22 protein-coding genes are annotated in these 26,470 nt (G+C 73.3%); 17 read left to right on the top strand and 5 right to left on the bottom strand.

Annotated features, from left to right (window positions below):
* Positions 1-2: 2 nt before the first annotated feature.
* Positions 3-770, bottom strand: coding sequence for an SDR family NAD(P)-dependent oxidoreductase (locus BF93_RS15620; RefSeq protein ID WP_038373913.1), 768 nt, complete (start codon positions 768-770; stop codon positions 3-5).
* A gap of 245 nt (positions 771-1,015) precedes the next feature.
* Here BF93_RS15620 and BF93_RS15615 point away from each other — a divergent pair, with 245 nt between their 5' ends.
* Both BF93_RS15615 and BF93_RS15610 read left to right on the top strand, forming a co-directional pair.
* Positions 1,016-1,864, top strand: coding sequence for a fumarylacetoacetate hydrolase family protein (locus BF93_RS15615; RefSeq protein ID WP_038373911.1), 849 nt, complete (start codon positions 1,016-1,018; stop codon positions 1,862-1,864).
* A 72-nt stretch (positions 1,865-1,936) separates the two neighbouring features.
* Positions 1,937-2,758, top strand: coding sequence for a DUF4184 family protein (locus BF93_RS15610; protein WP_084148611.1), 822 nt, complete (start codon positions 1,937-1,939; stop codon positions 2,756-2,758).
* Here BF93_RS15610 and BF93_RS15605 read toward each other — a convergent pair.
* Positions 2,704-3,210: an SRPBCC family protein gene (locus BF93_RS15605; RefSeq protein WP_051487060.1), complete on the bottom strand. Its 507-nt coding sequence runs from the start codon at positions 3,208-3,210 to the stop codon at positions 2,704-2,706. The genes BF93_RS15610 and BF93_RS15605 overlap by 55 nt on opposite strands.
* Positions 3,207-3,902 carry a DUF899 domain-containing protein gene (locus BF93_RS15600; protein ID WP_038373910.1) on the bottom strand — a complete coding sequence of 232 codons (696 nt, stop codon included), beginning with the start codon at positions 3,900-3,902 and terminating at the stop codon, positions 3,207-3,209. The genes BF93_RS15605 and BF93_RS15600 overlap by 4 nt, the downstream gene beginning before the upstream one ends.
* Before the next feature lie 139 nt (positions 3,903-4,041).
* Here BF93_RS15600 and BF93_RS15595 point away from each other — a divergent pair, with 139 nt between their 5' ends.
* The 5 genes from BF93_RS15595 (at position 4,042) to BF93_RS15575 (ending at position 9,916) form a co-directional block, all read left to right on the top strand.
* Complete coding sequence (locus tag BF93_RS15595; RefSeq protein ID WP_038373909.1) at positions 4,042-4,668, top strand: TetR/AcrR family transcriptional regulator; 627 nt, start codon at positions 4,042-4,044, stop codon at positions 4,666-4,668.
* 89 nt (positions 4,669-4,757) lie between these two features.
* Positions 4,758-5,987, top strand: a complete 1,230-nt coding sequence (locus BF93_RS15590; protein WP_084148610.1) for an ATP-binding protein — start codon at positions 4,758-4,760, stop codon at positions 5,985-5,987.
* The gene (locus BF93_RS15585) at positions 5,984-6,646 is read left to right on the top strand and encodes a pentapeptide repeat-containing protein (protein ID WP_038373907.1); all 663 of its coding nucleotides are present in this window, start codon (positions 5,984-5,986) and stop codon (positions 6,644-6,646) included. Before BF93_RS15590 ends, BF93_RS15585 begins: the two co-directional genes overlap by 4 nt.
* Positions 6,647-6,780: 134 nt before the next feature.
* Positions 6,781-9,093, top strand: coding sequence for an alpha-L-arabinofuranosidase C-terminal domain-containing protein (locus BF93_RS15580; RefSeq protein ID WP_051487059.1), 2,313 nt, complete (start codon positions 6,781-6,783; stop codon positions 9,091-9,093).
* 133 nt (positions 9,094-9,226) lie between these two features.
* On the top strand, positions 9,227-9,916 hold the full coding sequence (locus BF93_RS15575; protein WP_038373905.1) for an NUDIX hydrolase: 690 nt from the start codon (positions 9,227-9,229) through the stop codon (positions 9,914-9,916).
* A gap of 235 nt (positions 9,917-10,151) precedes the next feature.
* Here the strand turns inward: BF93_RS15575 and BF93_RS15570 are convergent, their stop codons facing one another.
* Positions 10,152-11,219, bottom strand: a complete 1,068-nt coding sequence (locus BF93_RS15570; protein ID WP_038373904.1) for a LacI family DNA-binding transcriptional regulator — start codon at positions 11,217-11,219, stop codon at positions 10,152-10,154.
* A gap of 383 nt (positions 11,220-11,602) precedes the next feature.
* Between BF93_RS15570 and BF93_RS15565 the strand changes: the two genes are divergently transcribed.
* The 9 genes from BF93_RS15565 (at position 11,603) to BF93_RS19115 (ending at position 24,456) form a co-directional block, all read left to right on the top strand.
* Complete coding sequence (locus tag BF93_RS15565; protein ID WP_038373903.1) at positions 11,603-13,945, top strand: beta-glucosidase family protein; 2,343 nt, start codon at positions 11,603-11,605, stop codon at positions 13,943-13,945.
* Positions 13,942-15,240, top strand: coding sequence for an endo-1,4-beta-xylanase (locus BF93_RS15560; protein WP_038373902.1), 1,299 nt, complete (start codon positions 13,942-13,944; stop codon positions 15,238-15,240). Before BF93_RS15565 ends, BF93_RS15560 begins: the two co-directional genes overlap by 4 nt.
* 674 nt (positions 15,241-15,914) lie before the next feature.
* Positions 15,915-17,591, top strand: a complete 1,677-nt coding sequence (locus tag BF93_RS15555) for an ABC transporter substrate-binding protein (RefSeq protein ID WP_051487058.1) — start codon at positions 15,915-15,917, stop codon at positions 17,589-17,591.
* 34 nt (positions 17,592-17,625) lie between these two features.
* Positions 17,626-18,615, top strand: coding sequence for an ABC transporter permease (locus tag BF93_RS15550; RefSeq protein ID WP_038373900.1), 990 nt, complete (start codon positions 17,626-17,628; stop codon positions 18,613-18,615).
* Positions 18,615-19,547 carry a carbohydrate ABC transporter permease gene (locus tag BF93_RS15545; protein ID WP_084148616.1) on the top strand — a complete coding sequence of 311 codons (933 nt, stop codon included), beginning with the start codon at positions 18,615-18,617 and terminating at the stop codon, positions 19,545-19,547. The genes BF93_RS15550 and BF93_RS15545 overlap by 1 nt, the downstream gene beginning before the upstream one ends.
* A 6-nt stretch (positions 19,548-19,553) precedes the next feature.
* On the top strand, positions 19,554-20,591 hold the full coding sequence (locus BF93_RS15540; RefSeq protein WP_038373898.1) for a LacI family DNA-binding transcriptional regulator: 1,038 nt from the start codon (positions 19,554-19,556) through the stop codon (positions 20,589-20,591).
* A 116-nt stretch (positions 20,592-20,707) separates the two neighbouring features.
* Positions 20,708-21,760 (top strand): LacI family DNA-binding transcriptional regulator, encoded by a 1,053-nt coding sequence (locus tag BF93_RS15535; RefSeq protein WP_038373896.1) that lies wholly within the window; start codon positions 20,708-20,710, stop codon positions 21,758-21,760.
* On the top strand, positions 21,757-22,344 hold the full coding sequence (locus BF93_RS15530; RefSeq protein WP_038373894.1) for a CueP family metal-binding protein: 588 nt from the start codon (positions 21,757-21,759) through the stop codon (positions 22,342-22,344). The genes BF93_RS15535 and BF93_RS15530 overlap by 4 nt, the downstream gene beginning before the upstream one ends.
* 342 nt (positions 22,345-22,686) lie before the next feature.
* Positions 22,687-24,456, top strand: coding sequence for a carbohydrate-binding protein (locus tag BF93_RS19115; RefSeq protein WP_051487057.1), 1,770 nt, complete (start codon positions 22,687-22,689; stop codon positions 24,454-24,456).
* 242 nt (positions 24,457-24,698) lie between these two features.
* Here the strand turns inward: BF93_RS19115 and BF93_RS15520 are convergent, their stop codons facing one another.
* The gene (locus tag BF93_RS15520) at positions 24,699-25,559 is read right to left on the bottom strand and encodes a helix-turn-helix transcriptional regulator (RefSeq protein WP_038373892.1); all 861 of its coding nucleotides are present in this window, start codon (positions 25,557-25,559) and stop codon (positions 24,699-24,701) included.
* Between the two features lie 87 nt (positions 25,560-25,646).
* On the opposite strand from BF93_RS15520, the gene BF93_RS15515 reads away from it, so the two are divergent.
* Positions 25,647-26,399, top strand: a complete 753-nt coding sequence (locus BF93_RS15515; protein WP_038373891.1) for an SDR family oxidoreductase — start codon at positions 25,647-25,649, stop codon at positions 26,397-26,399.
* Positions 26,400-26,470 lie beyond the last annotated feature (71 nt).

Here is a 26,470-nt window from a genome sequence, read left to right as displayed (position 1 = left end):
GGTCACTGGCGGGTGCGCAGGCCTGTCATGCCGCCGTCGATGGGCAGGAGGACGCCGGTGGTCGAGCGGTTGCGGGGGGAGGCGAGGTAGCAGTGGGCCTCGGCGACCTCCTCGGGCTCGACGAGGCGGCCGTGGGGCTGGCGGGCCTCGAGGGCGGCGCGCTCGGCGGCGGGATCATCGGCCGCATCGAGCAGGCGGCCCACCCACGGCGTGTTGGCGGTGCCCGGGACGACGGCGTTCACGCGGATGCCCTCGCGCACCCAGTCCGCCGCCATGGCCAGGGTCATCGCCTGCACGGCGCCCTTGGAGGCGGAGTAGAGCACGCGGTCGGGAAGGCCCAGGGCGGAGGCGATCGAGGCCGTGTTCACCACGGCCGCGGACTCCGAGCGGCGCAGATGCGGAAGCGCCGCCCGCGTCACCCGGGCGACCGAGAGGACGTTGATGTCCAGCACCCGCAGCCACTCCTCGTCGGAGTTCGCGGCCACGTCGCCCTGCGCGCCGATGCCGGCGTTGTTGATGACCACGTCGATCCCGCCGAGCTGGGCGGCGGCCTCCTCGACGGCCGCCTCGACCGCGGCGGTGTCCCCGAGGTCGCAGCGCAGCGGCAGGGCGCCGTCGGGGGCGCCGGAGGGGTCGAGGTCCAGCACCGCGACGCGGGCGCCGCGGGACATGAGCGCCGTGGCGGTCGCCGCGCCGATGCCGGCGCCGCCGCCGGTGACCAGCGCGCGGATCCCGTCGAACTCGAGGGCGGGGTCGGTCGGTGCGGTCATGGGATCTCCTCGGCGGGAATCGGCGGTGGGCTCGCCCGGCACGATACCGCTATTCATCCGATGAATCGAGGGGCGGGTGGAGCTTCAGTGTGCACCGCGAGGGCGCGGGCACGGGGGACGCCGGGCCGTTCTGCCGTGCCCACCGGCTGACTTGTCGGGAGACAGGGAGGGTCGCGCGTGCCAGACTGGTCCGCGGTGCTTGAACCGCGCCTCGAATCATCGGGCCGATCCTGAGGAGGAACCCCATGCAGCTGCGCCGAATCGGTGCCCGCGGACACGAGAAGCCGGCCGTCGTCGAGGGCGGGGTGACCTATCGGCTGGACTCCCTGACCGGAGACATCGACGGGGACTTCCTCGCCGCCGACGGCATCGCCCATGTGCGCGAGAAGCTCGCCGCGGGGGAGCTGCCCGTGTGGGAGGGCGCGGAGTCCGAGCGCATCGGCTCCCCGATCGCCCGGCCCGCGGCCGTCATCTGCATCGGCCAGAACTACGCGGCCCACGCCGCGGAGTCCGGGGCGGAGCCGCCCACCACGCCCATCATCTTCTTCAAGCACCCGAACACCGTGGTCGGCCCGCAGGACGCCGTGCCGATCCCGCGCGGCGCCGCGAAGGTGGACTGGGAGGTCGAGCTGGGCGTGGTCATCGGCCGCGAGGCGAAGTACCTGGAGTCCGAGCAGGACGCCCTCGACGTCATCGCGGGGTACGTGACCAGCCACGACGTCTCCGAGCGGGACTTCCAGCTCGAGCAGTCCGGCGGCCAGTGGTCCAAGGGCAAGTGCGCCGAGGCGTTCAACCCCGTCGGCCCCGACCTGGTCCCGGCCGATGAGATCGACCCGCAGTCCCTGCGGCTGTGGTCCGCCGTGAACGGGGAGGGGCGCCAGGACTCGACCACCGCCGACATGGTGTTCACCGTCGCGCAGCTGGTCCACCATCTCTCGCAGTACATGGTGCTCTCGCCCGGCGACCTCATCAACACCGGCACCCCGCAGGGCGTCGCGCTGTCGGGCCGGTTCCCCTATCTCGCCGCGGGCGACGTCGTGGAGATCGGCATCGAGGGCCTGGGCACGCAGCGCTCGGAGTTCGTGCCGGCCTGAGCATGACGGCGGGCCGCCCCGCGGGGCGTCGGGCATCGGGGCGTGCGCAGGGCGGACGGATATGTTCCCGCCATGCCGTTCACCCCGAGCCACGCCGTCCTCGCGCTGCCGTTCGCCCGTCGTCCCGGGCTGGCGGCGGCCATCGCCGTGGGGGCGATGGCGCCGGATCTGCCGATGTTCCTCCGGGGCACGGGCGTGGACTACGCCCTGACGCATGATCCGCGCTGGATCCCGGCGACCGTGCTGATCGCGCTCGCGCTGCTGCTGATCTGGCGGGTGCTGCTGCGCCCGGTCGCTCGCGCCCTCGCGCCCCGGGCCCTGGGCTCACGGCTGCCGGGGACCTGGGATCGCGGCCCGGCCGCGGCCCTGCGGGAGACGTTCCCCTCCGCCGGCGGCGCTGCGCTCGTCCTGGTGGGGCTCGCCGCCGGGATCGCGAGCCACATCCTGTGGGACGGCTTCACCCACGAGGGCCGCTTCGGCACGGTCCTGCTCCCCGCCCTCGCCCGGCCGTGGGGGCCGCTGCCGGGCTACAAGGTGCTCCAGTACGGCTCGGGGCTGGGCGGCCTGATCCTCCTCGGCGTGGCCGGAGTGCACTGGCTGCGGGGGCGCGAACCGGGGCCGACGGCTCCGGCGCCGCGCATGCTGCGCGTGGGCTGGTGGCTGTCCCTGCCGATGCTGCTGCTCGGCGCCGTCGCGGTGAGCGCTGCCCTCGAGGGCCCGCCGGCGAGCCTCGGCGCGGCGTACCGCCTGGCCGGGACCCTGCCGCCGGTGGTCGGGCTGTGGGGGATCCTCACCGTGGCCCTCGCCGCGGTGCTGCGCCTCGCGCGGCCCGGATCGCCCTACGCGTCCTCCCCGAGCGCCTCGGCGAGCGAGGCGAGGGACCGCTCGAGGTAGTCCGGCCCGAAGGGCGGGATCCCGAACTGCTCGCGCATCGCATCGGGCACCTCGCTCCAGTCGTAGGTGATCTGCACGCGGGTCCCGCCCTCGGCGGGCTCGAGGTCGTAGCGCCAGGTCCAGCCGCCGGTCCCCAGCTCCCCGGAGTCGTCGTACTGCCCGGGCTCCCAGGCCAGGGTGCGCTGCGGGACGTAGGCGATCACGCGGTTGTGCATGTGGTACTCGCCGCCGGCGTTGACGTGGAACATGCGGATCCCGAAGACCTGGCCCTCGGCCGTGATCGGCCCCTGCTGCGGGTCCAGGGCCTCGCCGACCCAGTCCGTCGGCTCCAGCCGATGGTGCTGCGCGGGGTCCGTGAGCAGGGAGAACACGGCCTCGGGCGCGGCATCGAGGGTGCGGGAGACGACCAGGCGCGGCTCCTGGTCGCGGGTGGGGGCGGTCGGGGAGGTCATGAGGGGGTCCTTCCGTAGAGCGTCGCGATGTCGGGGGAGTCGAGCCATCCCTCGTAGGTGCCGGACTGCGGCCAGCCCTCGGGGGAGTCCTGCCATTCCTCCTGGCGGCCCCAGGGCAGGAGGTCGATGAGGGGGAAGGTGTGCGAGATCTGCTCGGTGCCGCGCCCGTCGGTGTGCCAGGTGCGGTAGACGTCCTCGCCGTCGCGCAGGAAGACGTTCACCGCGAAGCCCTCGCCCGGCCCGGCGCCGACATCGGCCCCGAAGGGGCTGCCGGCGGTGGAGTACCACTCCATCTCGTTGCCGACCTTCTCGCGGTAGGCGAGGGCCTCGTCGATCTCGCCCTGGGTGACGACGACGAAGCGGGCGTCATAGGAGCGCAGGAACTCCAGGCGCGTGTACTGGGAGGTGAAACCAGTGCAGCCGCCGCACTGCCACGGCGCCCCGGGGCTCCACATGTGGTGGTAGGTGATCAGCTGGGAGGCGCCGTCGAACAGGTCGACCAGCCGCACCGGGCCGTCCTTCGAGGTCAGCATGTAGTCGGGCATCTTCACCATGGGCAGGCGGCGGCGCTGGGCGGCGATCGCGTCGAGCTCGCGGGTGGCGGCCTTCTCGCGCACCCGCAGGGCGTCGAGCTCGCGGCGCCAGGTCGCGGCGTCGACCACGGGCGGGAGGGCGGTGGCTTCGGGGGACATGGGGCACCTCCGGGGTGCGATCGGGGGCGGCGATGCCCTGCGGCGAACCGGCGGGTCCGCTCATGTGAACACCGTCCACATGGCGTGCTCCCAGCGTAGGATCGGCCGCGCGCACCGTCAAGAGCGAGAGGAGGAGCAGATGTCCTCGGACAGCACCGCGGAGCCGTCCCGGCCGTACCACCACGGCGACCTGCACGCCGCCCTCCTCGAGACCGCCCTGGACCTCGCCCGCGAGGGCGGGCCCGCGGCCGTCTCCCTGCGGGAGGTCACCCGGCGGGTCGGGGTCTCCCCGGCCGCCGCCTACCGCCACGTCCGCGACCGCGAGGCCCTCCTCCGGGCCGCCGCCCGCGAGGTCCAGGCCCGCATGGTGGTGCCGATGCGGGAGCGGCGCGCGCGCTCCGACGGACCGGCCGATGCCGCCGCCCGCGCCCTGGACCGGCTGCGCGGGGTGGGCCTGGGATACATCGACTTCGCCCTCGCCGAGCCGGGCTGGTTCGCCACCGCGCTGCTCGGCGCCGGCGATCCGCCGGACGAGGGCCCCGCCCACGCCGCGCCGTTCCTCGAGCTGCTGGCGGCCCTGGACGACTGCGTCGAGACCGGCGTGCTGTCCCCGTCCCGGCGCCCCGGCGCCGAGTTCTCCTGCTGGTCGGCCGTGCACGGCTGCGCCGAGCTGCTGGTCCGCGGCCCCCTGCGCGGCGCCGACGCGGAGACCGTGCGGACGATCGCCGAGAAGGTCGTCGACGACATCATCGCCGGCATCCGGTAGCCCGCGCCCGGCCGGCCGGCCGCGCCGGTCGTCGGCGCCGCGTGGCACGATCGGGGGTGCCCACCGCCCCGCCCTCGCCTGGAGTCGCCATGGAGAACCCGTTCCGGCCGTCCTTCGGCGCCGTGCCGATCGCCCTGGCCGGCCGCAGCTTCGCCCTGGACGCCTTCGAGCACGCCCTCGAGGACCATCCCGGCAGCGAGCAGCGCTCCACGCTGATCTCCGGCGCGCGCGGCACCGGCAAGACGGTGCTGCTCACGGAGATGGAGATGATCGCCCAGGACCAGGGCTGGGAGGTCCTGCGCCTGCACACCGCGGCCGCCTCGCTGGGGGAGGAGCTGCGCGAGCTGGTGCTGGAGCGCCTGCGGGAGGTCGATCCCGACGCCGAGGGCACGCGCCTGACCGGGGCGGGCATCGCGAGCATCGGCTCCGTGCGGACCGAGACCGTGGACCGGTACTCCGGCGGGCCGAGCACGGCGACCGCCCTCGCGCGGCTGGCGGAGCTGGCCGGTGCGAGCGGCGGCGGGCTGCTGCTGAGCGTGGACGAGGTGCAGTCCGTGGACCTCGACCAGCTGGCCGGCGTCACCCAGCTGTACCAGGACCTCGTGCGCACCGGGCGGCCCGTCGCGTTCATCGGCGCGGGGATCCGCTCGGGCATCGAGGCGCTGCTGGCCCAGGGCAAGACGACCTTCCTGCGCCGCGCGCATCGCGTCGAGCTGGGCGCGGTCGACGTCGGCACGGCCGCGGAGGCGATCCGCCTGACCATCGCCGGGACGGACCGGAGCATCGGCCCGGAGGCCGCGGTGGTGGCCGGCGAGATCTCCTGCGGCTACCCGTACCTCATCCAGTACGTCGGGGCGCAGGCCTGGGAGAACAGCCAGGGCGCGGCGGAGATCGCGCTCGAGGACGTGCGCCGCACCCGCGACAGCGCGATCCGCCAGATGCACATGAACGTCCACGGCCCGGCGCTGCGCGGCATCGCCGCGGGCAAGCTCGCCTACCTCGAGGCGATGCTGGAGGACGAGGGCCCCAGCTCCACCGCGGAGATCGGCCGGCGCCTGGGCCGCGACCACGGCTACCAGTCCGTGTACCGCCGCCGGCTCATCGAGGACGACCTGATCCAGCCCGCTGGCCGCGGCTACGTCGAGTTCTCCCTGCCCTACCTGCGCGAATCCCTGCTGCTGCGGCGCCAGGAGCATCCCGCGCCCGATGCCGCCCCCGATGTCACCGTCCGCCGCACCCGCTCCGGGGCGCGGCAGAGCGCCCCCTCGGCCGCCGCGCGGACCGCGACGAGCCGGACCGACAGGAAGAAGGCCCGATGAGACGCTCCGCCCGCACCAGGCCCCCGGTCCTGGACCGCGTGACCCTGCTGGACCTCGAGCCCGCCGCGGCCGATGACCTCGAGCCCGGCGCCGCCCTCGAGGGGCGCCTGCTGGAGGACGCGGACCTCTCCGGGCGGGACCTCGCAGGCCTGGTGCTCTCGGAGTGCTCCCTGGTCTCCGCCACCGCCCACGAGACCGTGCTGCGCGGATCCCGGGTGCTGGAGACGCGTCTGGAGCGCCTGAACGCCCCGGTGCTGGACCTGGCCCGCTCGACCCTGCGCGATGTGGAGGTGACCGGGTCGCGGATCGGTGCGCTGGACGTGTACGAGTCCTCGCTGAGCTCGGTGCGGTTCACGGGCTGCAAGATCGACTGGATCAACCTGCGCGGGGCCGAGCTGGAGAACGTCCTCTTCGAGGACTGCACCTTCGTCGAGGTGGACCTGGGCGGGGCGAGGGCCGCGCGCGTGGCCTTCGAGGGGTGCCGGGCTGACCGCCTCGACGTGGCGCAGTCCCGGCTGCAGGACGTGGACCTGCGCGGCCTGCAGGTGGAGGCGGTCGACGACCTCTCCGGCCTGCGCGGGGCGACGCTGGACCGCGGCCGCGCCGTCGAGCTCGCCGAGCTGTTCGCCGCCCACCTGGGGATCCGGATCGAGGGGTGAGGGATCCGCGGCGCCGCGCCCGGTGCCGCGCCGTCGCCGAGGGCTCTTGACGGACGGCCATTTATCGATACATTGGTGCTCCCGACCCGCCGGACGACGAGCCCGCGCCGCCCCACGATCCCCGACGGAGCCCGATGACCCCGCACACCCCGGCCCTGCACATCGCCCTCGGAGAGCCCACCGGCCGCCGTGCGAGCCCCGACCTCTGGGGGATCTTCCTCGAGGACATCAACGACGCCCTGGACGGCGGGCTGAACGCCGACGTCGTCCAGAACGGGCAGTTCGAGTACAGCCCGGAGGATCGCCCGGGCTGGGGCCCGCTCACCGCGTGGACCGCGCAGGGCTCCGTCACCGTCCGCTCCGCCGACCCCGTCGACCCGGCCACCGCGACCCACGTGCGGCTGCACGGCGAGCGGACCGCCGCATCGATCACGAACCACGGGTACGACGGGATGACCCTCGGCGCCGGCCCCCACCTGCTCGAGCTCGCCCTCCGGCGGGTCGACGAGGCCGCCGCGTCGCTGACCGTGCGCCTGACCCGCGGCGATCGCGAGATCGCGCGCACCTCCCTCGCCCTCGACGCCCCCGCCCGGGAATGGACGTTCCTCCAGACGCGGCTCGAGCTGCCGGCCGACGTCGAGGACGCCGCGCTGGCCCTCGAGCTCGCCCGGGGCACGGCCGACCTCGACGTGGTGAGCCTGCGGCCGATCGACCCCGGGACCGGCCGGCCCCGGACCTTCCGGCCCGACCTGGTCGCGGCGCTGGCCGAACTGAAGCCCTCCTTCGTGCGCTTCCCGGGCGGCTGCGTGGCGCACGGCCTCGGCCTGGAGAACATGTACCACTGGAAGACCACGCTGGGGCCCCGGCATGAGCGCCGGCACCTGCGGAACACCTGGGGGTACCACCAGTCGATGTCCATCGGCTACCTGGAGTACTTCCTGCTGTGCGAGCAGCTCGGGGCGACCCCGATGCCGATCGTCCCCGCCGGGGTCTGCTGCCAGAACCTGCCGGGAGGGCCCCGGGCCATCCCGCAGGACGAGATGCCCGAGTACATCCGCGACGTCCTGGACCTGGTCGAGTTCGCCAACGGCGGGGCAGAGACCCGCTGGGGCGCGGTCCGCACCGCGCTCGGCCACCCCGAGCCGTTCGGCCTGCGCTATCTCGGGGTCGGCAACGAGGACCAGATCACCGCGGACTTCCGGGACCGCTTCCACCAGATCCACGCCGCGCTGCGCGCCGAGCATCCCGAGATCACGGTGATCGGCACCGCGGGCCCCAACCCGTTCGGCACCGACTTCGAGGACGGCTGGACGTTCGCCCGCGAGGAGGACGTCGCCATCGTGGACGAGCACGGCTACCGCACGCCCCACTGGTTCCACCAGAACACCCGCCGGTTCGACACCTACGACCGGTCCGGTCCCGCCGTCTACGTCGGCGAGTACGCGGCGAGGACGTCCCGGCTGCGCTCGGCGCTCGCGGAGGCCGCCGGGATGATCGGGATGGAGCGCAACTCCGACGTCGTGCGGCTGGCCTCCTACGCGCCCCTCCTGGCCCGGGTCGGCCACACGCAGTGGACGCCCGATCTGATCTACTTCACCGACACCGAGGTCCGCCCCTCCGCGAGCTACCACGTCCAGCGCATGTTCTCCCACGCCCGGGGCGAGCACGTCTGCGGGCTCGAGGTCACCGGCGCCGCACCCCGGGTCCGCGGCGTGCCGGATGCGCGATCGGTGCGCCTGCGCAGCCCGGGGAACCGGGTGCGGTGGAGCGAGATCGCCGTGGACGGCATCACCCACCCCGACCAGGTCACCGCGGCGGACGGCGAGGAGATCGCGCTGCCCGGCTGGGGCGCGGATGCGTGCGAGATCTCGGTCCAGCTGACCCGCATCGAGGGCGCGCAGGGCGCCGAGATCCATCTGGGCGGTCCCGCGGGCACCACCCACTACACGGTGCAGCTCGGAGGCTGGCAGAACCGGACGAGCGTCGTGGGGCGCTCCGACGACGGCATCGGCGACGAGATCGACGGGCCGACGCCGCTGCGCGGGTTCGCGACCGGCGTGCCGCGGCATGTCCGGGTCCGCGCCGAGCTCGTCGCCGGCTCCGTGCGGCTGCGCGTGTGGATCGACGGGGAGCTCGCGCACGACGTGCAGGACCGGGGCGATCCCGACGAGCTCGTCGTCGTCGGCGCCGTGGCCCGCGAGGACGGGACGCGGATCCTCAAGGTCGTCAACGCCACGGCGCAGCAGCGCCCGCTGGAGATCACCACGTCGTGGGACGGGCCGGTGACCGGGACTGCCGAGATCCTCGCCGGCCCCGACCCGGACGAGGGGGCGCCCTTCGAGGCCTGGCCGCACCCGATCGGCGTCGAGAGCCTCCACGGGAGAGGCCGGCTCGAGATGGCCGTGCCCGCGTGGTCGTTCAGCGTCATCACGCTCCCCGCTCCCTGAGCGCCCCGGGGGCGCCCCCGCGCCCGGACCCGGCCCCGGTCCCTCACGGGTGCCGGCGGGCCGGAATGTCCGGATCGTGGAGACCTGACCGCACTTCACGTCATCCTGACAATCCCCGGGTTAGGGTGACCGCATGGATGCCGCCGCCGCTCCCATCAACGTCGCCGTCGACCTCGTCGTGCTCACCCTGCGGCAGGGGAGGCTCAGCGTGCTGCTCGTGCAGCGCGAGGACGAGCCCTATGCCGGGACCTGGGCGCTGCCGGGCGGCTTCGTCCAGCTCGAGGAGGACCTGCTCGCCGCGGCGCATCGGGTGCTGCAGAGCGAGGCCTCCCTGGGCCGCGAGCACACCTACCTCGAGCAGCTGCGCACCTTCGGCGATGCGGGCCGCGACCCGCGCGGACGGGTCATCTCGGTCGCGTTCATGGCCCTCGGCGCGGATCTGCCGGACCCGGTGTTCGGCCCCGGTGCGGCCGATGCCCGCTTCTGGAACCTCACCGACATCGACCCCGCCGCCCTGGCCTTCGACCACGCCGAGATCCTCGGGACCGCCGTCGAGCGCGCCCGCGCGAAGCTCGAGTACACGACCCTGGCCACGTCGTTCCTGCCGCCCGAGTTCACCATCTCGCAGCTGCGCGGGGTCTACGAGAGCGTCTGGGGGACGAGCCTGGATCCCGGCAACTTCCACCGCAAGGCCACCCGCTCCCCGGGATTCGTCGTCGACCTCGGCACGCAGACCGACGGCACCGGCGGCCGCCCCGCGCGCCTCTTCGCCGCCGGCGAGGGCACCGTGCTGAACCCGCCCCTGCTGCGCGGCGGCGACTGACCAGCCCTGCCCTGCCGGCCCGGCGTGCCCGACCCTGCCCGGCCCCGCCTGCCGTGGGGTGCCCGTCTGCCGTGCGGCGGTGGCCCTGTGCACGAACGGCTGCCTCAGAGCCTCGAGCCAGGTGATTGCCTGGCTCGAGGCTCTGAGACGGCCGTTCGTGTCCGCCGCATCCGGGGGAGCGGGCCTCTGGGGCTCGAAAACAGCGGAGCCGGAGCTCGGTCAGCAGACGGCTCGGTCAGCTGACGGGCGGCTCGTCCGTCGTCGCCGGGGCGGTGAGCGACGAGGAGCGTCGCACGATGAGCTCCGGGGCGAGATCCGCCGCGAGGCCGGACGGCGCGGCGGCCGGCGCGGCCTCCTCGGGGGCGGGGCCGAGGCCGGAGATCAGCCGGGCGACGGCGGCCTGGCCGAGGCGGTCGAAGGGCTGGCGCACCGTGCTGAGCGAGGGGGTGAAGTAGGCGGCGCCGCTGATGTCGTCGAAGCCGACCACGGCGACCTGCTCCGGCACGCGCACCCCGCGGGCATGGAGCACGTGCAGCAGCCCGAGCGCCATGTGGTCGTTGGCGGCGAAGACCGCATCGGGCAGGGGGCCGCGCAGCAGCGCCTCGGCGATGCGGGCGCCGGAGCCGGGGGACCAGTCGCCGGGCTCGGTGATCTCCGCGTCCAGGCCCAGCTGGTCGACCGCCTCGACGAAGCCGGCCCGGCGGCCGCGGGCGTCGAACCAGGACGGGGGTCCCTGCAGGTGGACGACGGAGCGGCAGCCCGCCTCGGCCAGGTGCTCGACGACGCTGCGGGCGCCGCGGGCCTGGTCCACGGTGACCATGGTCGCCCCGGGGATGGCGGGGGCGCCGGCGGTGACCGAGACGATCGGGGTGGTGCGGGCGATCGCCTCGAGGGCCGGGACCATGCCCTCGTGCGGGGCGATGACGATGATGCCGTCGGCGCCGCTCTCCAGCAGCTCCCGCCCGGTGCGCTCGCCGGAGGCGCCGTGGGGGCCGACCGAGGCCAGCAGGGTCGTGTACCCGGCCTCGTGGGCGGCGGCCTCCACCGCGCTGAGCGTGGTCGCCGGCCCGTACAGCGAGGAGCCGTCGGTGAGCACACCGATGATCCGGGACCGCGTGGTGCGCAGGGCGCGCGCGGCGCGGTTGCGGGTGAAGCCGAGCTCCTCGATGGCGGCCTGCACCCGCTCGCGGGTCGCGGGCTTGACGCGGTGCGGGTCGTTCAGGACGCGCGAGACGGTCTGGTACGAGACCCCGGCACGGTCGGCGACGTCCGTCATGGACGGGCGGCGCGGGAGCGAGGTCATGGGGCGGGCCTTCCGGGCGGGGCGGTCCTCCAGCGGGACGCGTGAGCAGGAGTTCTCCGAGTGTCAACGTTCACATCGATTCCGTCAAGCCCGGCGCGCGCGGGATGCCGCACCCCGTCGCCCGCTCGCGGCGTCCTCCCGGGCTCGCCGCGGCGTGCGAGGTCGCCCGGGCGTGGCAGGTGAGCGGGAGCGGAGCGGCGGCGACGTGAAACTTTCGAGCGTGTGCTGGCCCACCGGCCTCGGGGATTGACCGCTGAAGGCGTGAGCACTACGGTAGATCCAGCGAAACTATTCGGGAAGAACGATGGACTTTCAGGCCGCTGTGGCCGCGTCGCCGTCGACGTGCGCCGGGCCCGGAGGTCCCGCCCGTGAGCGGAGGAACCATGACCCCCATCTGGAACGACCCGGCACGCCCCGTGTCCGAGCGTGTCGAGGCGCTCCTGGCGGACATGACCGTCGCGGAGAAGGTCGCCCAGCTCGGCAGCTACTGGAAGCGCCCGGAGCTGGGCGACGCCGGCAGCTTCGCCCCCATGCAGTCCACCTTCGACGAGGGGCGCGACCCCTTCGAGGACGCCTCCCGGGACGGCCTCGGCCACATCACCCGCGCCTTCGGCAGCTCTCCCTTCGAGGTCGCCGAGGGGATCGAGCACCTGCGGGCCCTGCAGAAGGTCGTCGTCTCCTCCTCCCGCCACGGCATCCCCGCGATCGCCCACGAGGAGTGCCTGACCGGCCTCATGGCGCACCGCGCCACCACCTACCCCGCCGCCATCGCCTGGGGTGCGGCCTTCTCCCCGGACCTCGTCCACGAGATGGCCCGCCGCATCGGCGCGGACATGCGGGCGCTGGGCACCCACATGGGCCTCTCGCCCGTGCTCGACGTGGTGCGCGACCTCCGCTGGGGCCGGATCGAGGAGACGATGGGCGAGGACCCCTTCCTCATCGGCGCCCTCTCCACCGCCTACGTGCAGGGCCTGCAGGAATCGGGCGTCATCGCGACCCTCAAGCACTTCGCCGGCCACGCCGCCTCGCGCGCCGGGCGCAACCACGCGCCGGTCTCCATCGGCCGCCGCGAGCTGGCCGACATCGACCTGGTGCCCTTCGAGATGGCCGTGCGCCTGGGCGGAGCCGGCGCCGTGATGAACTCCTACGCCGACATCGACGGGGTGCCGCCGGCGGCGTCCCGCGAGCTCATGACCGACCTGCTGCGCGGCCGCTGGGGCTTCGAGGGCACCGTCGTCTCCGACTACTGGGCCGTGAACTTCCTGGAGTCGATGCACCGCGTGGTCGGCAGCCCCCGCGAGGCCGCGATCACCACCCTGCGCGCCGGCATGGACGTCGAGCTGCCCGAGACCAACTGCTTCGACGAGCTGCCCGCCGCGATCGCCGACGGCGAGCTCGAGGTCGAGGTGCTCGACACCGCCGTGCGCCGCGTGCTGCGCCAGAAGGTCGAGCTGGGCCTGCTGGACGCCGGCTTCGACATCACCCGCGACGGAGCCGCGATCGACCTCGACACCGCGGAGAACCGGGCCCTGGCCCGCACCCTCGCCGAGGAGTCGATCGTCCTGCTGCGCGACGAGGACGGCGCCCTGCCCCTGGCCGGGCACGGCCGGATCGCCCTCCTCGGCCCCAGCGCCACCGAGCCGCGCAGCTTCCTGGGCTGCTACAGCTTCACCAACCATGTCCTCTCGCGCCTCGCCGACGCCGGCACCTCGGTGCCCGTACCGAGCCTCGCCGAGGCGCTCGCCGCCGAGCTGCCGGACGCCGCCCTGGAGACGGTGCGCGGCACCGACTTCACCGGCGAGGACCGCTCCGGCATCGAGGACGCCGTGCGCGCCGCCCGCGCGGCCGACGTCGCCGTGGTCGCCGTCGGCGACAAGGCCGGCCTGTTCGGCGCCGGCACCTCCGGCGAGGGCTGCGACGTCGTGGACCTGTCCCTGCCCGGCGTGCAGGGCGAGCTGGTCGAGGCGGTCCTGGCCACCGGCACCCCGGTGGTGCTGGTGCTGGTCACCGGCCGCCCCTACGCGCTGGGCGCCTACGCCGAGCGCTGCGCCGCGATCGTGCAGGCCTTCATGCCCGGCGAGGAGGGCGGCGGCGCGATCGCCGGCGTGCTCTCGGGCCGCGTGAACCCCTCGGGCCGCCTGCCCATCGGCATCCCCGCGCACGTGGGCGGCCAGCCCGGCACCTACCTCGCGCCCGTGCTCGCGTGGGAGAGCGACGGCATCTCCAACCTCGACCCCAAGCCGCTGTACCCCTTCGGGTTCGGCCTCTCCTACTCCCGCTTCGCCTACTCCGACCTGCGGATCTCCGAGACGGTGATCGCGCCCGACGGCGAGGTCGAGATCAGCGCCCGCGTCACCAACACCTCCGACCGCGATGGCAAGGAGGTCGTCCAGCTGTACCTCAGCGACCCCGTCGCCAGCGTGGTCCGGCCGCTCAAGCGCCTGGTCGGCTTCTCCAAGATCGCGCTCGCGGCCGGGGAGAGCGCCGAGGTCTCCTTCCGCCTCCACGCCGACCGCACCTCCTTCACCGGCCCGACGCTGCGGCGCATCGTCGAGCCCGGCGAGCTCGTGGTGCGCCTGGGCGCCTCCAGCGAGGACCGCACCCTGGAGGGCTCGTTCCGCATCGAGGGCGCCGTGCGCGACATCGAGGACGTCCCGCGGGTCCTGGAGACCCCCGTCGCCGTCCGGCGCACCGCTCCCGCGGCCCAGGTCGGAGCCCCCGCGTGACCTCCGCGATCCCCGGGCCGACCGGTCCGGAGGGCCGGGTGCACGACCTCGCGCTGCTGGTGCGGCGGCCCGACGGCGCCCCCGCCGCGGAGGTCGAGGTGCGTCTGGAGCAGCGCTCCCACGCCTTCGGCTTCGGCTGCATCGCCTTCGGGATGCCCGGTGCGCCCGGCGAGGGCCCGGGGGCCGATGCCGCCTCCGCGGCCGATGCCGATCCGACGAGCCCGGACGCCGCCGACGCGACCGCCGACGCGCCCGGCCTGGACGAGCTGTGGCTGGACCTGTTCTCCATGGGCACCGTCCCGTTCTACTGGCGCTGGTACGAGCCCGACCCCGGGAGCACCGGGGCGGCGCAGGCCTGGCGGACGGTCCGCTGGCTGCGCGAGCACGGGCGGCGCGTCAAGGGCCACCCCCTGCTGTGGCACACCCTCGCCCCGCCCTGGCTGCTCGACCTCGACGACGACGAGGTCGAGCGCACCATCCGCGCCCGGATCCGCCGCGAGGCCGGCGAGTTCGCCGGCGCCGTCGACGAATGGGACGTCATCAACGAGACGGTCATCCTCCCGCGCTTCACCGCGGAGGAGAACGCCGTCACCCGCCTGGCCCGGGCCCGCGGCCGGGCGCACGTCGTGGCGATGGCCTTCGAGACCGCCCGGCAGGCCGACCCCGCCGCCCGCCTGGTGCTCAACGACTTCGACCTCACCCCGCGCTTCGAGGAGGTCATCGAGGAGCTGCTGGGGCTCGGGGTGCCGATCGACGCGATCGGCCTGCAGACCCACATGCACCAGGGCTACCGCGGCGAGGAGCAGATCCACGAGATCCTCGAGAGGTTCTCCCGCTTCGGCCTGCCCCTCGAGCTCACCGAGACCACCCTCGTCTCCGGCGACCTCATGCCCGCGCACATCGAGGACCTCAACGACCACCAGGTCCCGGACTGGCCCTCCACCCCCGAGGGCGAGGCGCGCCAGGCGGACGAGCTGGTGCGCCACTACCGCACCGTCCTCGCGCACCCGCAGGTCGAGTCGCTGACCTACTGGGGCCTCGGCGACGAGGGGGCCTGGCTGGGCGCGCCGGCGGGCCTGGTGCGCCGGGACGGCACGCCCAAGCCGTCCTACGAGGCGCTGCGCGGGCTGATCCGCGGGCAGTGGTGGCGGGACCCGGTCACCGTGCGCACCGACGCCGAGGGCGTGCTGCGCTTCCGGGGATTCGCCGGCGGCTACCGGGTCGAGGCCCTCGGGGGAGCGGCCGAGGCGCAGCTGGACGGCGCCGCGCCGTCGGCCACGGTCACCCTGGGCTGACCCCGCGGACCCGCGGACCCGCGGACCCGCTGACCCGCGGACCCGCGGACCCGCATCGCCCGGCCCGGCCCTCGTCGCCCGGCCCCGGCCCGGCCCGCGTCTCTCGGCCCCGGCTCCGCGTCACCCCGGCCCGGCCCGCGTCACCCGGCCCCTGCCCCTCGTCACCCCGGCCCGGCCCCGATCCCGATCGACGCCGCGCCCCGCGGGACCGGAGGGCGGGGCAGCGCGCACCGTCCGAAGAAGGCGCTTTCCCGTGCAGAACGAAATCTTTCAGGCTGACGTTGCCGGATCGAGACCCGATGTCGTGGCACCCCTGCGCCGGAGCCGGCGTCGCTGCGGACGCCATTCCTGCAGGTCTACGCCTCATGGAGCGTCTCTGGATGCCGGCGCGTCCGACTGCTCGAGATCGCTTGACGACCGGGTTCCGGGGCGCTACGTTTGTTCCGCACCGAAACTTTAAGGAAAGTATCGGCTCGCGGTTCCGGCGATGGTGCCCGGGGCTGCAGGTCCTGCCGCGGGGGCGGAACGCCTGATCCTCCTCCGCACCGTCCTCCTCCACCGCTGGGGGAGGGCACGCGCGCTCGGGGTCCTCCCCGGCGCGCACCCCAGTCCCGTCGTGATCCGACCGGCTGCCGGCACCGCTGCCCGGCGCTCGTCCTGAACAGGAGATGGCAATGACGACATCGAACATCCCGCCCTTCATCACCGGCCGCCGCAGCTTCGTGGGGCTCTCCGCCGCGGCCTTCGCGACGGTCGCCATGACGGCGTGCTCCAGCGGCTCGAGCGACGAGCCCGTGGACGTGAGCACCCAGAACGTCGGGGCGATGGAGGGATTCGCCGCCGACACGCAGTTCACCGCGAGCGAGCCCTTCGAGGTCTCGATGCTGTGGACCGACTGGCCCGACGTCCCCGTGAAGGACAGCTGGCGCATCTTCGAGCGCATCAAGGAGCTCACGAACGTCGACATCACGCTGACCCATCTGCCCTTCAGTGACGCCACCGAGAAGCGCAACCTGCTCATCAGCGCCGGGGACGCCCCCACCGTGATCCCGCTGGTGTACACCGGCGAGGACGCCCCGTTCGTGTCCTCCGGCGCGGTGGTGCCGATGAGCGACTACATCGAGCACATGCCCAACTTCCAGAAGTACGTCCAGGAGTGGGGCCTCACGGAGATGATCGACAACATCCGCCAGGCCGACGGCAAGGCGTACATGCTGCCGGGCCTGCAGGAGGTCTCCGTCCCCGTGTTCAGCCTCGTGCTGCGCAAGGACGTCTTCGAGGCGGTCGCCGGCGGGATCCCGGACAGCTGGGACGAGCTGCGCGAGGCGCTGCTCGCGATCAAGGAGCAGTACCCGGACTCGACCCCGCTGGCGGACGGCTTCGAGGGCCAGTCCATGCTCAACTTCGCCTCCCACGCCTTCGGCACCAAGGCCGGCTGGGGCTTCGGCAACGGGCTGGTCGAGGGGGAGGACGGCAAGCTCGCCTACGCCCCCACCACCGAGGGCTACAAGCAGCTCGTGGAGTACTTCCGCTCCCTGGTGGCCGACGGGCTGCTGGACAAGGAGTCCTTCACCGCCTCGAACGACGGCTCCGGCGCGGCCGATGTCAGCGAGAAGTTCGCCCAGGAGCTCTGCTTCGCGGCGTCGGGCTCCTCCGGCACGGCCATCGAGTTCGCCCAGGCTCTGGACGAGACCGTCGGCGCGGGCAAGCACGACGTCGGCCTCGTGCCGCCGCCCACCGGCCCGGCCGGCAGCAACGTCGAGCCGCGCAACTTCTGGCACGGCTTCATGCTCAGCTCCTCGATCACCGGCTCGGAGAACTTCCTGGCGACGATCCAGTTCCTCGACTGGCTCTACTACAACCCCGACGCCCGCGAGATGCTGCGCTGGGGCGTCCAGGACGAGACCTACACCAAGGCCGAGGACGGCACCATCGCGCTGATGGACGGCTACTCCCTGGACGACTTCGACATCAACACGGGCGCCGGCACGGACATCAAGATCGACCTGGGCTTCTCCACCTTCCCGGCGGAGTCCACCGAGTCCCGGGCGCTCAAGGAGTCCTACAGCACCCCCGCCTCCATCCAGTACATCGACGACGTCCTCACCACCCGCACCCCGCGCGATCCCTACCCGCCGGCGCCGCTGGACGAGGCCGAGCTCGAGCAGTCCTCCCTCATGGCGACTCCGCTGAAGGACGCCGTGGACACCGCGACGCTGCAGTTCATCATGGGGGACCGCGACATCGCCGAGTGGGATGCCTTCCTGGGCGAGCTCGAGGCCGCCGGTCTGCAGAAGTACGTCGACCTCATCAACGGCGCCCGCGACCGCTTCGCCGAGACGGTCGGCTGATCGCCGTGGAATCCCTCGCGAGGAGGAGGCCCGCATGACCCAGCTCGAGGCCCCGCGCAGCAGCACGGCGCCCGCGCCCGCACCGAGCCCCGCCCCGGCGGGGATCGATCCGGCCCGCCGCCGCGCCGCCTGGAAGCGGGCGCTGCAGCGGGACTGGCCCCTGTACGCCCTGGCGGTGCTGCCGCTGATCTTCCTGGGCATCTTCCGGTACCTGCCGATGCTCGGCAACGCGATCGCGTTCCGCCGGTTCCGCCCCGGCGGAAGCATCTTCGGCGACGAATGGGTGGGCACCTTCTACGTGGAGATGTTCATCAGCGACCCGGCCTTCTGGAAGGTGTTCGCGAACACCGCGATCATCGGCGCGATGACCCTCGCGGTCTGCTTCCCGCTGCCGATCATCCTCGCGCTCATGCTCAACGAGCTGCGGGTGCGCCACTTCAAGCGCATCGTCCAGTCGATCACCTACCTGCCGCACTTCCTGTCGGTGGTGATCGTGGTGGGCATGGTCTTCCAGCTGCTGTCGCTGCAGGGGACGGTCAACCAGATCGTCACCTCCTTCGGCGGCGACGCGGTCGCGTTCACCCAGCGCCCCGAATGGTTCCGGTTCATCTACGTGGCCTCGGAGGCCTGGCAGACCGTCGGCTGGGGGACCATCCTGTACCTCGCGGCGCTCACCGCGGTGGACGACTCCCTCTACGAGGCGGCGCGCATCGACGGGGCGAACCGCCTCCAGCAGACCTGGCACGTGACCCTGCCGGGCATCCGCCCGACGATGGTCACCCTGCTCATCCTGAACATCGGCACGTTCCTGAACGTCGGGTTCGAGAAGGTGCTGCTCCTGTACAACCCGCTGACATACCCGACGGCGGACGTCATCTCCACCTACCTGTACCGCGTGGGCCTCATGTCCAACAACCTGAGCTACGCGGCGGCCATCGGGCTGTTCCAGGCGCTGATCGGATTCGGCATGGTGATGGCGGCGAACTACATCTCGCGGCGATTGGTGGGGACGAGCCTGTGGTGATCGAAGCATTCCAGTCCGAGCGCGGCGCCCCGGCGCCCGCGCCGCGCAGCACCCGCGTGAAGGATTCGGTGTCCTACCGGGTCTTCGCCGTGGTCAACATCCTCGCGCTGCTGGTCATCTGCGCGATCATGCTCTACCCGTTCATCATGCTGCTGGCGCAGTCCTTCAGCTCCGCCGGGGCGATCAACGCCGGCAAGGTGAACCTGCTGCCCGTCGACTTCAACGTCGACACCTACAAGGCGGTGGCCCAGAACGGCTCGTTCTGGCGCAGCTACGGGAACACCGTGCTGTACACGGTCATCGGCACCACCATCGCGATGGTGCTCACGACGACCTACGCCTACGTCCTCTCGAAGCGGCATCTGCGCGGGCGGGGGCTGCTGGTCGGCATCGCCGTGTTCACGATGTTCTTCAACGGCGGCATCGTCCCCAACTACGTCCTCATCTCCTCGCTGGGGATGAAGAACACGATGTGGGCGGTGATCCTGCCGCCGGCGCTGTCCGTCTTCAACCTGCTGGTGATGAAGGCGTTCTTCGAGAACCTCCCCGGGGAGCTCGAGGAGGCCGCGCAGATCGACGGCCTGTCCTGGTTCGGGATCTTCTTCCGGATCGTGCTGCCGCTGTCCAAGGCGGTCATCGCGACGATGGTCCTGTTCTACTCCGTCCAGTACTGGAACGACTGGTTCAGCGCCTTCCTGTACATGGACCGCAGCGACCTGTTCCCGGTGACCCTGTTCCTGCGCAACCTCATCGCCGGCGCCTCGACGGCGACCTCGGAGGGCGCCGCCGCCTCGGGCTCGACCGTCAACGCCATCAACGCCAACATCCAGTCGGTGACGATGCTGCTGGTGCTCATCCCGATCCTCTGCGTCTATCCCTTCGTGCAGCGCTACTTCGTCTCCGGCATCATGCTGGGCTCGGTCAAGGGCTGAGGACCGATGACGGGCATCGACAGCGCCCGGGTCACCCTGCGGGACGTCGCCACCCGGGCGGAGGTCTCCCTGGCCACCGCCTCGAAGGTGATGAACGGCCGGGCCGATGTCCGGGACCTCACCCGGTCCCGGGTGACGGCGGCGGCGCGGGAGCTCGGGTACGAGGCCCGGCGGCGCGAGGGCGGGCGGCCCGCGGTGTCGCTCATGATCGTCTTCCGGGACCTCACCAGCCCCTACTCCCTGCATGTCCTCGACGGCGCGGTGCGGGCCGCCGCCCGCGCCGGCGTGGACCTGCACATCGCGCTCGACGGGGACCACGAGTCCCTGGGGCGGACGGCCCTGTCCCGCCCCTGGCTGAAGGAGGTCGCCGCCCGCGGCATCCAGGGCGTGATCGCCGTGACCCGGCCGGTGGACGCCCGGCTGGCCCGATGGAGCGCGGAGGCAGGGGTCCCCGTAATCGCCGTCGACCCGGAGACCACGGGCGACTCGTCGCTGGTGACCATCTCCTCGACCAACCTCGACGGCGGCCGGGCGGCCGCCGAGCATCTGCTCGGCCTGGGGCACCGGCGCATCGGCGTGGTGGGCGGGCGCAGCGCCTCGGTCCCGGCGCGCCAGCGCCTGCAGGGCTATCGCAGCGCCCTCGAGCACGCGGGCATCCCCTTCGACCGGGAGCTCGTGCGCGGCGGGTCCTTCGCGAACGAGGCCGGGCGGACGGCGGCGGGCCAGCTGCTGGACCTGCCCGATCCTCCGACGGCGATCTTCGCCGTCGCGGACTCCCTCGCGGTCGGCGTCCTGCGCGCGGCCCGCGACCGGGGCCTGAGCGTCCCGGACCGGCTCAGCGTGATCGGCTTCGACGACACCCTGGTGGCCACCTGGTCGAACCCCCAGCTGACCACGATGCGCCAGCCGCTGTCGTCCATGGGGCAGGTCGCGGTGGAGCGCGCCGCCGCGCTCGCGGCGGATCCCGGGCGCTTCGCGATGCCGTTCAAGCTGGAGACCCGGCTGGTGGTGCGCGAGTCCACGGCGCCCCCGCCGGCGCGCTGATCCCGCGCCGCGCCGCCTGCGCACCCGTCCGCCCGGCGACCGCCGGGTCGGGGCGGGGGCCGATGCTCCGATACCATGCGGGGACGAGAACGCGGGAGCGGCACGAAGGAGCGCATGTGGTCACGGCGGGGCACGGTCGGGTGACGCTGCGCGACGTCGCGGAGCGGGCGCAGGTCTCCCTGGCGACCGCCTCCAAGGTCATGAACTCCCGGGCCGACGTCCGCGACTCCACCCGCACCCGCGTGGCCGAGGCGGCCCAGGAGCTCGGCTATGTCGCACGGCGGCGCGAGCCCCCGGGCGGCCAGCACCGTCTGCTCATCGTCTTCGACGACCTCTCCAGCCCCTACGCCCTGCACGTGCTGGACGGCGCCGTGCGCGCCGCCTCCCGCGCCGGGTACGACCTGCAGGTCACCGTGCACAGCGAGGACGGCGGTCCGGAGGGGGAGGCCCTCTCGCGCGAATGGCTGCAGGCCGCGGCCGACCGGGGCATCGGCGCCGTGATCGCCGTGACCCACCAGGTCGACGCCCGCCACGCCCGCTACAGCCGCGAGATCGGGGTGCCGATCCTCGTGGTCGACCCGGTCTCGACCTCCGACACCTCGCTGGTGACGATCTCCGCGACGAACTGGGAGGGCGGGCAGACGGCCACGGGGCATCTGCTGGAGCTGGGGCATCGGCGCATCGGCGTGGTCGCCGGCCCGGAGGACTCGGTGCCGGCGCGCCAGCGCCTGCAGGGCTACCGCAGCGCGCTCGAGCAGGCGGGGGTCCCCTTCGACCCGGAGCTGGTGCGGCACAGCTCCTTCGGCTACGACGACGGGCGCGCGGCCGCCGAGGCGCTGTTGGACCTGCCCGAGCCGCCCACCGCGATCTTCGCCGTCGCCGACACCCTCGCGATCGGCGTGCTGCGCACCGCCCGCGCCCGCGACCTGCGGGTCCCCGACAGGCTCAGCGTCGTCAGCTTCGACGACACGCTCATCGCCACCTGGTCCAACCCGCAGCTGACCACCGTGCGCCAGCCGCTGGCGTCGATGGGGCAGGTCGCGATCGAGCGCGCCCTGGCGCTCGCCTCGGACCCGGGGCTGTTCGCGCACCCGTTCAAGCTCGAGACCCAGCTGATCGTCCGCGAGTCCACCGCACCGCCAGCGGGCTCCGAGGAGCCCGGCGCGTGAGCGGCAGCCGACGCGACCTGCTGCGCGGCGCCGCGTCCCTGGCCGCCGTCGGCGCCGGCGGTCTGCTGCTGTCCGCCTGCGCGGCAGAGCCCGGCGCGCTGCCCCGGGAGGTGCGGAGCATGCTCGCCGATCTCGGCATCCGCGCCCGCACCGTGCAGGAGGCGGTCCAGGCGCTGGACGCCCACCCCGGTCCCCGCCCGCTGGCGCTGATGGCCTCGGTCCAGGCGGATCGGGTCGTGTTCGATCCCGAGGGTCGCGCGATCGAGGTCGCGCTGCCGGAGGACCTGTTCTCCCTGGCTCTGGCCCCCTTCCGTTCGCAGACCCACGACTGCTTCTTCCACAGCCTGGGCGGCTGCCAGGGCGAGCTCGCCGACACCGCCGTGCATGTCGAGATCGTCGACGAGGGCGGCACCGTCCTGGTCCAGGAGGAGACCACCACCGGCGCCAACGGCTTCGCGGGCTTCTGGCTGCCGCGCGACGTGGCCGGCACCATCACCGCCGCGATCGGCGAGGAGACGGGCTCGATCCCCTTCGCCACCACCGCCGACGCCCCCACCTGCCTGACCGGCCTGCAGCTGTCCTGACCCTCCGCGCCGCCGCTCCGGGCGGCGAGCGCCCTCGGGGCGCGCCGGCAGCGTCCCGCGTGCTCATGGTGCACCGGGCGGCGAGCTCCTTCTCCCCATTTCTCCGACGGGATGCCGTCCTTCCGGGCGCGTCAACACCGCAGTTCCGTGCGGGCCGGGCGCGCATTCTCGGCGCATTCGGGTCGAGGACCTCCGGTCGCGGAACGGGTCCTTTCCCGGGCGCATCCTCGGACGAGGATCGCGGGCGATCCCGGAAAATCCGGAAAGCGGTTGACATCGGTGGTGCGCTCGGGTGGACTGGAGCCCTCCGTTCACGAAAAGTTTCCGAAAGGATGGACGACGATGTCCTCGCACGACCCCCTCCCCGCGTCCCCGCGCTCCGCGTCCCACCCGCCCGCCCCTGCCTCCGGCGCCGACGGCGCGGGAACCGTCTCCCGCCGCGTCGCGCTGGCCGGCCTCGGTATCGCGCCGGTGGTCGGCGCCGCCGCAGGCCTGCCCGTCGCGCATGCCGAGAGCACCCCGCAGAAGGGCGCCGCCGCCGGCCAGGCCGTGATCCGCACCTCCCAGCCGCGCCAGACCATCCGCGGCGTCGGCGGCATCAACTTCCCGGAGTGGATCCCCGACCTCACCCCGGACCAGCGCGAGACGGCGTTCGGCACCGAGGAGGGGCAGCTGGGCTTCGCCGTGCTGCGGATCCCCGTCTCGGACCGGCGCGAGACCTGGGGCCTGCAGCTCGAGACCGCGCTGCGCGCCCAGGAGCACGGGGCGATCGTCTTCGCCTCCCCCTGGTACCCGCCTAAGGAGATGCGCGAGACCTTCCGCCGCGAGGAGCCGGGCGGAGCCGGCTCGCCGTTCCCCGCGGAGGAGGCGCAGCGGCTCGAGGGCGTGCGCGTGGCCACAGGGGTCTCCGGATATCGTGGAGAGGGGTACGTCGTGCCGACGACGGACTCCGGCGCGGTCATCTCCTGGGATGCGGTCACCGCGTACCGGACGGCTCCGTACCGGCTCTCGATCCGCTACGCCCTCCCGTCCCAGCCCGCTCACCTGCAGGTTCGCATCAACGGTGACGTGATCGCGACGGAGCTGGAGCTCCCGGCGACCGCCTCGGCGAAGGACTGGCAGGAGGTCGAGGTCGACGTCCCCTTCGAGGCGGGCGGCAACGCCGTGGAGCTCGTGACCGTCGACGGCCGGCCCGCTGTCGACGGGATCCGTGTGCGCCGCATCGAGGTCCAGGAGGACGCGATGCGGCTGCGTCACGACGCCTACCCGGCCTATGCCCAGCACCTGCAGGACTTCGTGACGTTCATGCGCGAGAACGGGGTGGACCTGCATGCCATCTCGATCCAGAACGAGCCCGACTACGCGCACGAGTGGACCTGGTGGACGCCGGCGGAGATGATCGACTTCCTCGAGAACCACGCGGGCGGCATCGACTGCCGCATCATCGCGCCGGAGTCCTTCCAGTACCTCAAGGACACCTCCGACCCGATCATCCGCTCCGAGGCGGCCTGGGCGAACGTCGACATCCTCGGCGCGCACCTGTACGGCACGCAGCCGGATGCGTTCGAGTACCCGCTGTTCCACGAGAACAAGGGGGATCGCGAGCTGTGGATGACGGAGGTGTACGTCCCCAACAGCGAGCCGGACTCGAACGAGCGCTGGCCGGAGTCCCTCGTCGTCGGCGAGAGCATCCATGACTCCTTCGTCGTCGCGGAGTTCCAGGCCTACGTGTGGTGGTACATCCGCCGCAACTACGGTCCGATCAGCGAGGACGGCTCGATCAGCCACCGCGGCCACGTGATGTCGCACTTCTCGCGGTTCCTGCGCGCAGGCTCGCAGCGGCTCGTGCTCGACGGCGACGGCGCCGAGGGGGTGCGGGAGTCCGCCTATCGTGCGGCCGACGGTTCCGTCGTCATCGTGGCCATCAACTCCTCCGAGACGCCGCTGAGCAGGGCCTACGAGCTGGCCGGGATGCGGCCCGCGTCGGTCGAGGCCTGGCGCACCTCGGCGGAGGAGCGCTCGGCCGTCGTCGAGGCTCCGGTGATCGACAGCGCCGGGGCGCTGCGCGGCGAGCTGCCCGCGCAGAGCATCACGACCTACGTCGTGCGCTGAGGCGCGGTCCCCGCCGGGGATCGCCCGGAAGGGCATCGCCGCCGCCTCGAGCGCGCGGCGATGTCATTCCGGCGCGTCCTCACGAGGCCATTCCTCCGGGGGTTATCCGGATATCGGACGGAGTCATCCTGCGGCGGTTCCTGCCGGTTCTCCCTGCCGCCTCGTCCGACTTCTCCCTGCCATCTCGTCCGACTTCTCCCTGTCATCTCGCCCGAGCAGGTCGACGGGTAATCCGTGATCCGTCAGGCGGTTTCGTCGGCGAGGTCCTGGGCGCCGATGACCGACAGCATCTCCAGGGCGTCCGCGCTGTCGGAGCCGAGCGCCGGCGTGAACCACAGCAGCCGCTGGCGCCTGTCCTCGCTGAACAGGTGGAGGCAGGTGACCTCGATCAGGCCGAGCGCGGGATGGATCAGGCGCTTGCGGTCCTCGCGGCGGACCGCGACATCGTGCTCGGCCCACAGGGCGGCGAACTCGGGGGAGGCCTGCGTCAGCTCGGCGACCAGCGCGGCGACCTCAGGGTCGCGTGGTCCCCGGGCGGCCGCCGCGGCCCGGAGGTCGGCGACGAAGGAGCGGGACTGGCGCGCGTGATCGGCCTCGGGGTAGAGCCGCCGGGCCTCCTCCTCGAGGAACCACCGGTGGATGAAGCTCGCCCGGCGGCCGCGCAGACCGCTGTGGTCGCCCAGCAGCGCCACGGCCAGGCGGTTCTGGACCAGGGTCTCGTGCAGGTCGGTGATCACCTGCGCCGGGGTGTCCGGCAGCCGGCTGAGCAGGTCGAGCATCCCGGGGTGCACGTGCGCGCTCGCCCCGGCGTCCACCGGCACCGGCCGGTCGGCCAGGTGGAACAGGTAGTCGCGCTCGTCGCGGGACAGGCGCAGGGCGCGCGCGAGCGCGGCGAGCATCTGCTCCGAGGGCTGCGAGCCCGCGCCGCGCTCCAGCTCGGTGTAGTAGTCGACGGAGGCGCCGGCCAGCTGCGCCACCTCCTCGCGCCGCAGTCCCGGCACCCGTCGCCGCGGTCCGAGCGGAAGCCCCACCTGATCCGGGCGGATGCGCTCGCGCCGGGACCGGAGGAAGGTGCCGAGCTCGGAGTGGTTCGCGGGGGTCATGCTCCCAGTCTGCCGGAGGGGCGGGAGCGCGGACCATGGGACGTGATCCCCTGGATCCGCCGCTCGCGCCGGCGGACAGTGGACGGCATGACAGACACCCACACCCCAGCGACCCAGCGGGTCGCCCTCGTCACCGGCGGATCGCGCGGCATCGGCCGGGCGGTCTCGCAGCGCCTCGCGGCCGACGGGTTCGCCGTCGTCGTCGACTTCGCCGGCGGTGCCGCCGCGGCCGAGGAGACGGTCGCCGCGATCTCCGCCGCCGGCGGCACCGCCCTCGCCGTGCAGGGCGACGTCGCCGACGAGCAGGAGATGGCGGCCCTGTTCGATCGGGCCGAGCAGGAGTTCGGCGGGGTCGACGTCGTCGTCCACGCGGCAGGGCGCATGGCCCTCTCGCGCATCGCCGACCTCGACCTGGCGGCCCTCGACGCGCTGCACCGGACCAACATCCGCGGCACCTTCGTCGTCGCGCAGCAGGCCGCCCGGCGGCTGCGCGCCGGCGGCGCCCTGGTCACCTTCTCGACCACGGTCCTGGCCGCCCAGTTCCCCGAGTACGGCGCCTATGCGGCCAGCAAGGCCGCGGTCGAGAGCATCACGCTGATCCTCGCCCGCGAGCTGCGCGGCCGCGACATCACCGTCAACGCCGTCGCCCCGGGGCCGACGGCCACCGCGCTGTTCCTCGACGGCAAGACGCCGGAGCAGATCGACGCCCTCGCGAAGACCCCGCCGCTGGAGCGCCTGGGCACTCCCGAGGACATCGCGGGCGTCGTCGCCTTCATCGCCGGGCCCGACGGCCGATGGGTCAACGGCCAGGTGCTGCGCGCGAACGGCGGGATGGCCTGAGGCGCGCTGCGACGTCGACCCCTCGCCCGCGCCACCGCCCTCGTGATCCTCGAGGAGGTGCACGGCGACGG

Source organism: Brachybacterium phenoliresistens (genome assembly GCF_000576425.1).
Classification (GTDB): Bacteria; Actinomycetota; Actinomycetes; order Actinomycetales; family Dermabacteraceae; genus Brachybacterium; species Brachybacterium phenoliresistens.
This window is presented reverse-complemented; position numbering and strand designations above follow the sequence as displayed.

Coding starts and splice junctions, on each gene's coding strand:
- BF93_RS15620 (WP_038373913.1), bottom strand. CDS start 770: ATGACCGCACCGACCGACCCCGCCCTCGAGTTCGACGGGATCCGCGCG.
- BF93_RS15615 (WP_038373911.1), top strand. CDS start 1,016: ATGCAGCTGCGCCGAATCGGTGCCCGCGGACACGAGAAGCCGGCCGTC.
- BF93_RS15610 (WP_084148611.1), top strand. CDS start 1,937: ATGCCGTTCACCCCGAGCCACGCCGTCCTCGCGCTGCCGTTCGCCCGT.
- BF93_RS15605 (WP_051487060.1), bottom strand. CDS start 3,210: ATGACCTCCCCGACCGCCCCCACCCGCGACCAGGAGCCGCGCCTGGTC.
- BF93_RS15600 (WP_038373910.1), bottom strand. CDS start 3,902: ATGTCCCCCGAAGCCACCGCCCTCCCGCCCGTGGTCGACGCCGCGACC.
- BF93_RS15595 (WP_038373909.1), top strand. CDS start 4,042: ATGTCCTCGGACAGCACCGCGGAGCCGTCCCGGCCGTACCACCACGGC.
- BF93_RS15590 (WP_084148610.1), top strand. CDS start 4,758: ATGGAGAACCCGTTCCGGCCGTCCTTCGGCGCCGTGCCGATCGCCCTG.
- BF93_RS15585 (WP_038373907.1), top strand. CDS start 5,984: ATGAGACGCTCCGCCCGCACCAGGCCCCCGGTCCTGGACCGCGTGACC.
- BF93_RS15580 (WP_051487059.1), top strand. CDS start 6,781: ATGACCCCGCACACCCCGGCCCTGCACATCGCCCTCGGAGAGCCCACC.
- BF93_RS15575 (WP_038373905.1), top strand. CDS start 9,227: ATGGATGCCGCCGCCGCTCCCATCAACGTCGCCGTCGACCTCGTCGTG.
- BF93_RS15570 (WP_038373904.1), bottom strand. CDS start 11,219: ATGACCTCGCTCCCGCGCCGCCCGTCCATGACGGACGTCGCCGACCGT.
- BF93_RS15565 (WP_038373903.1), top strand. CDS start 11,603: ATGACCCCCATCTGGAACGACCCGGCACGCCCCGTGTCCGAGCGTGTC.
- BF93_RS15555 (WP_051487058.1), top strand. CDS start 15,915: ATGACGACATCGAACATCCCGCCCTTCATCACCGGCCGCCGCAGCTTC.
- BF93_RS15550 (WP_038373900.1), top strand. CDS start 17,626: ATGACCCAGCTCGAGGCCCCGCGCAGCAGCACGGCGCCCGCGCCCGCA.
- BF93_RS15540 (WP_038373898.1), top strand. CDS start 19,554: ATGACGGGCATCGACAGCGCCCGGGTCACCCTGCGGGACGTCGCCACC.
- BF93_RS19115 (WP_051487057.1), top strand. CDS start 22,687: ATGTCCTCGCACGACCCCCTCCCCGCGTCCCCGCGCTCCGCGTCCCAC.
- BF93_RS15520 (WP_038373892.1), bottom strand. CDS start 25,559: ATGACCCCCGCGAACCACTCCGAGCTCGGCACCTTCCTCCGGTCCCGG.
- BF93_RS15515 (WP_038373891.1), top strand. CDS start 25,647: ATGACAGACACCCACACCCCAGCGACCCAGCGGGTCGCCCTCGTCACC.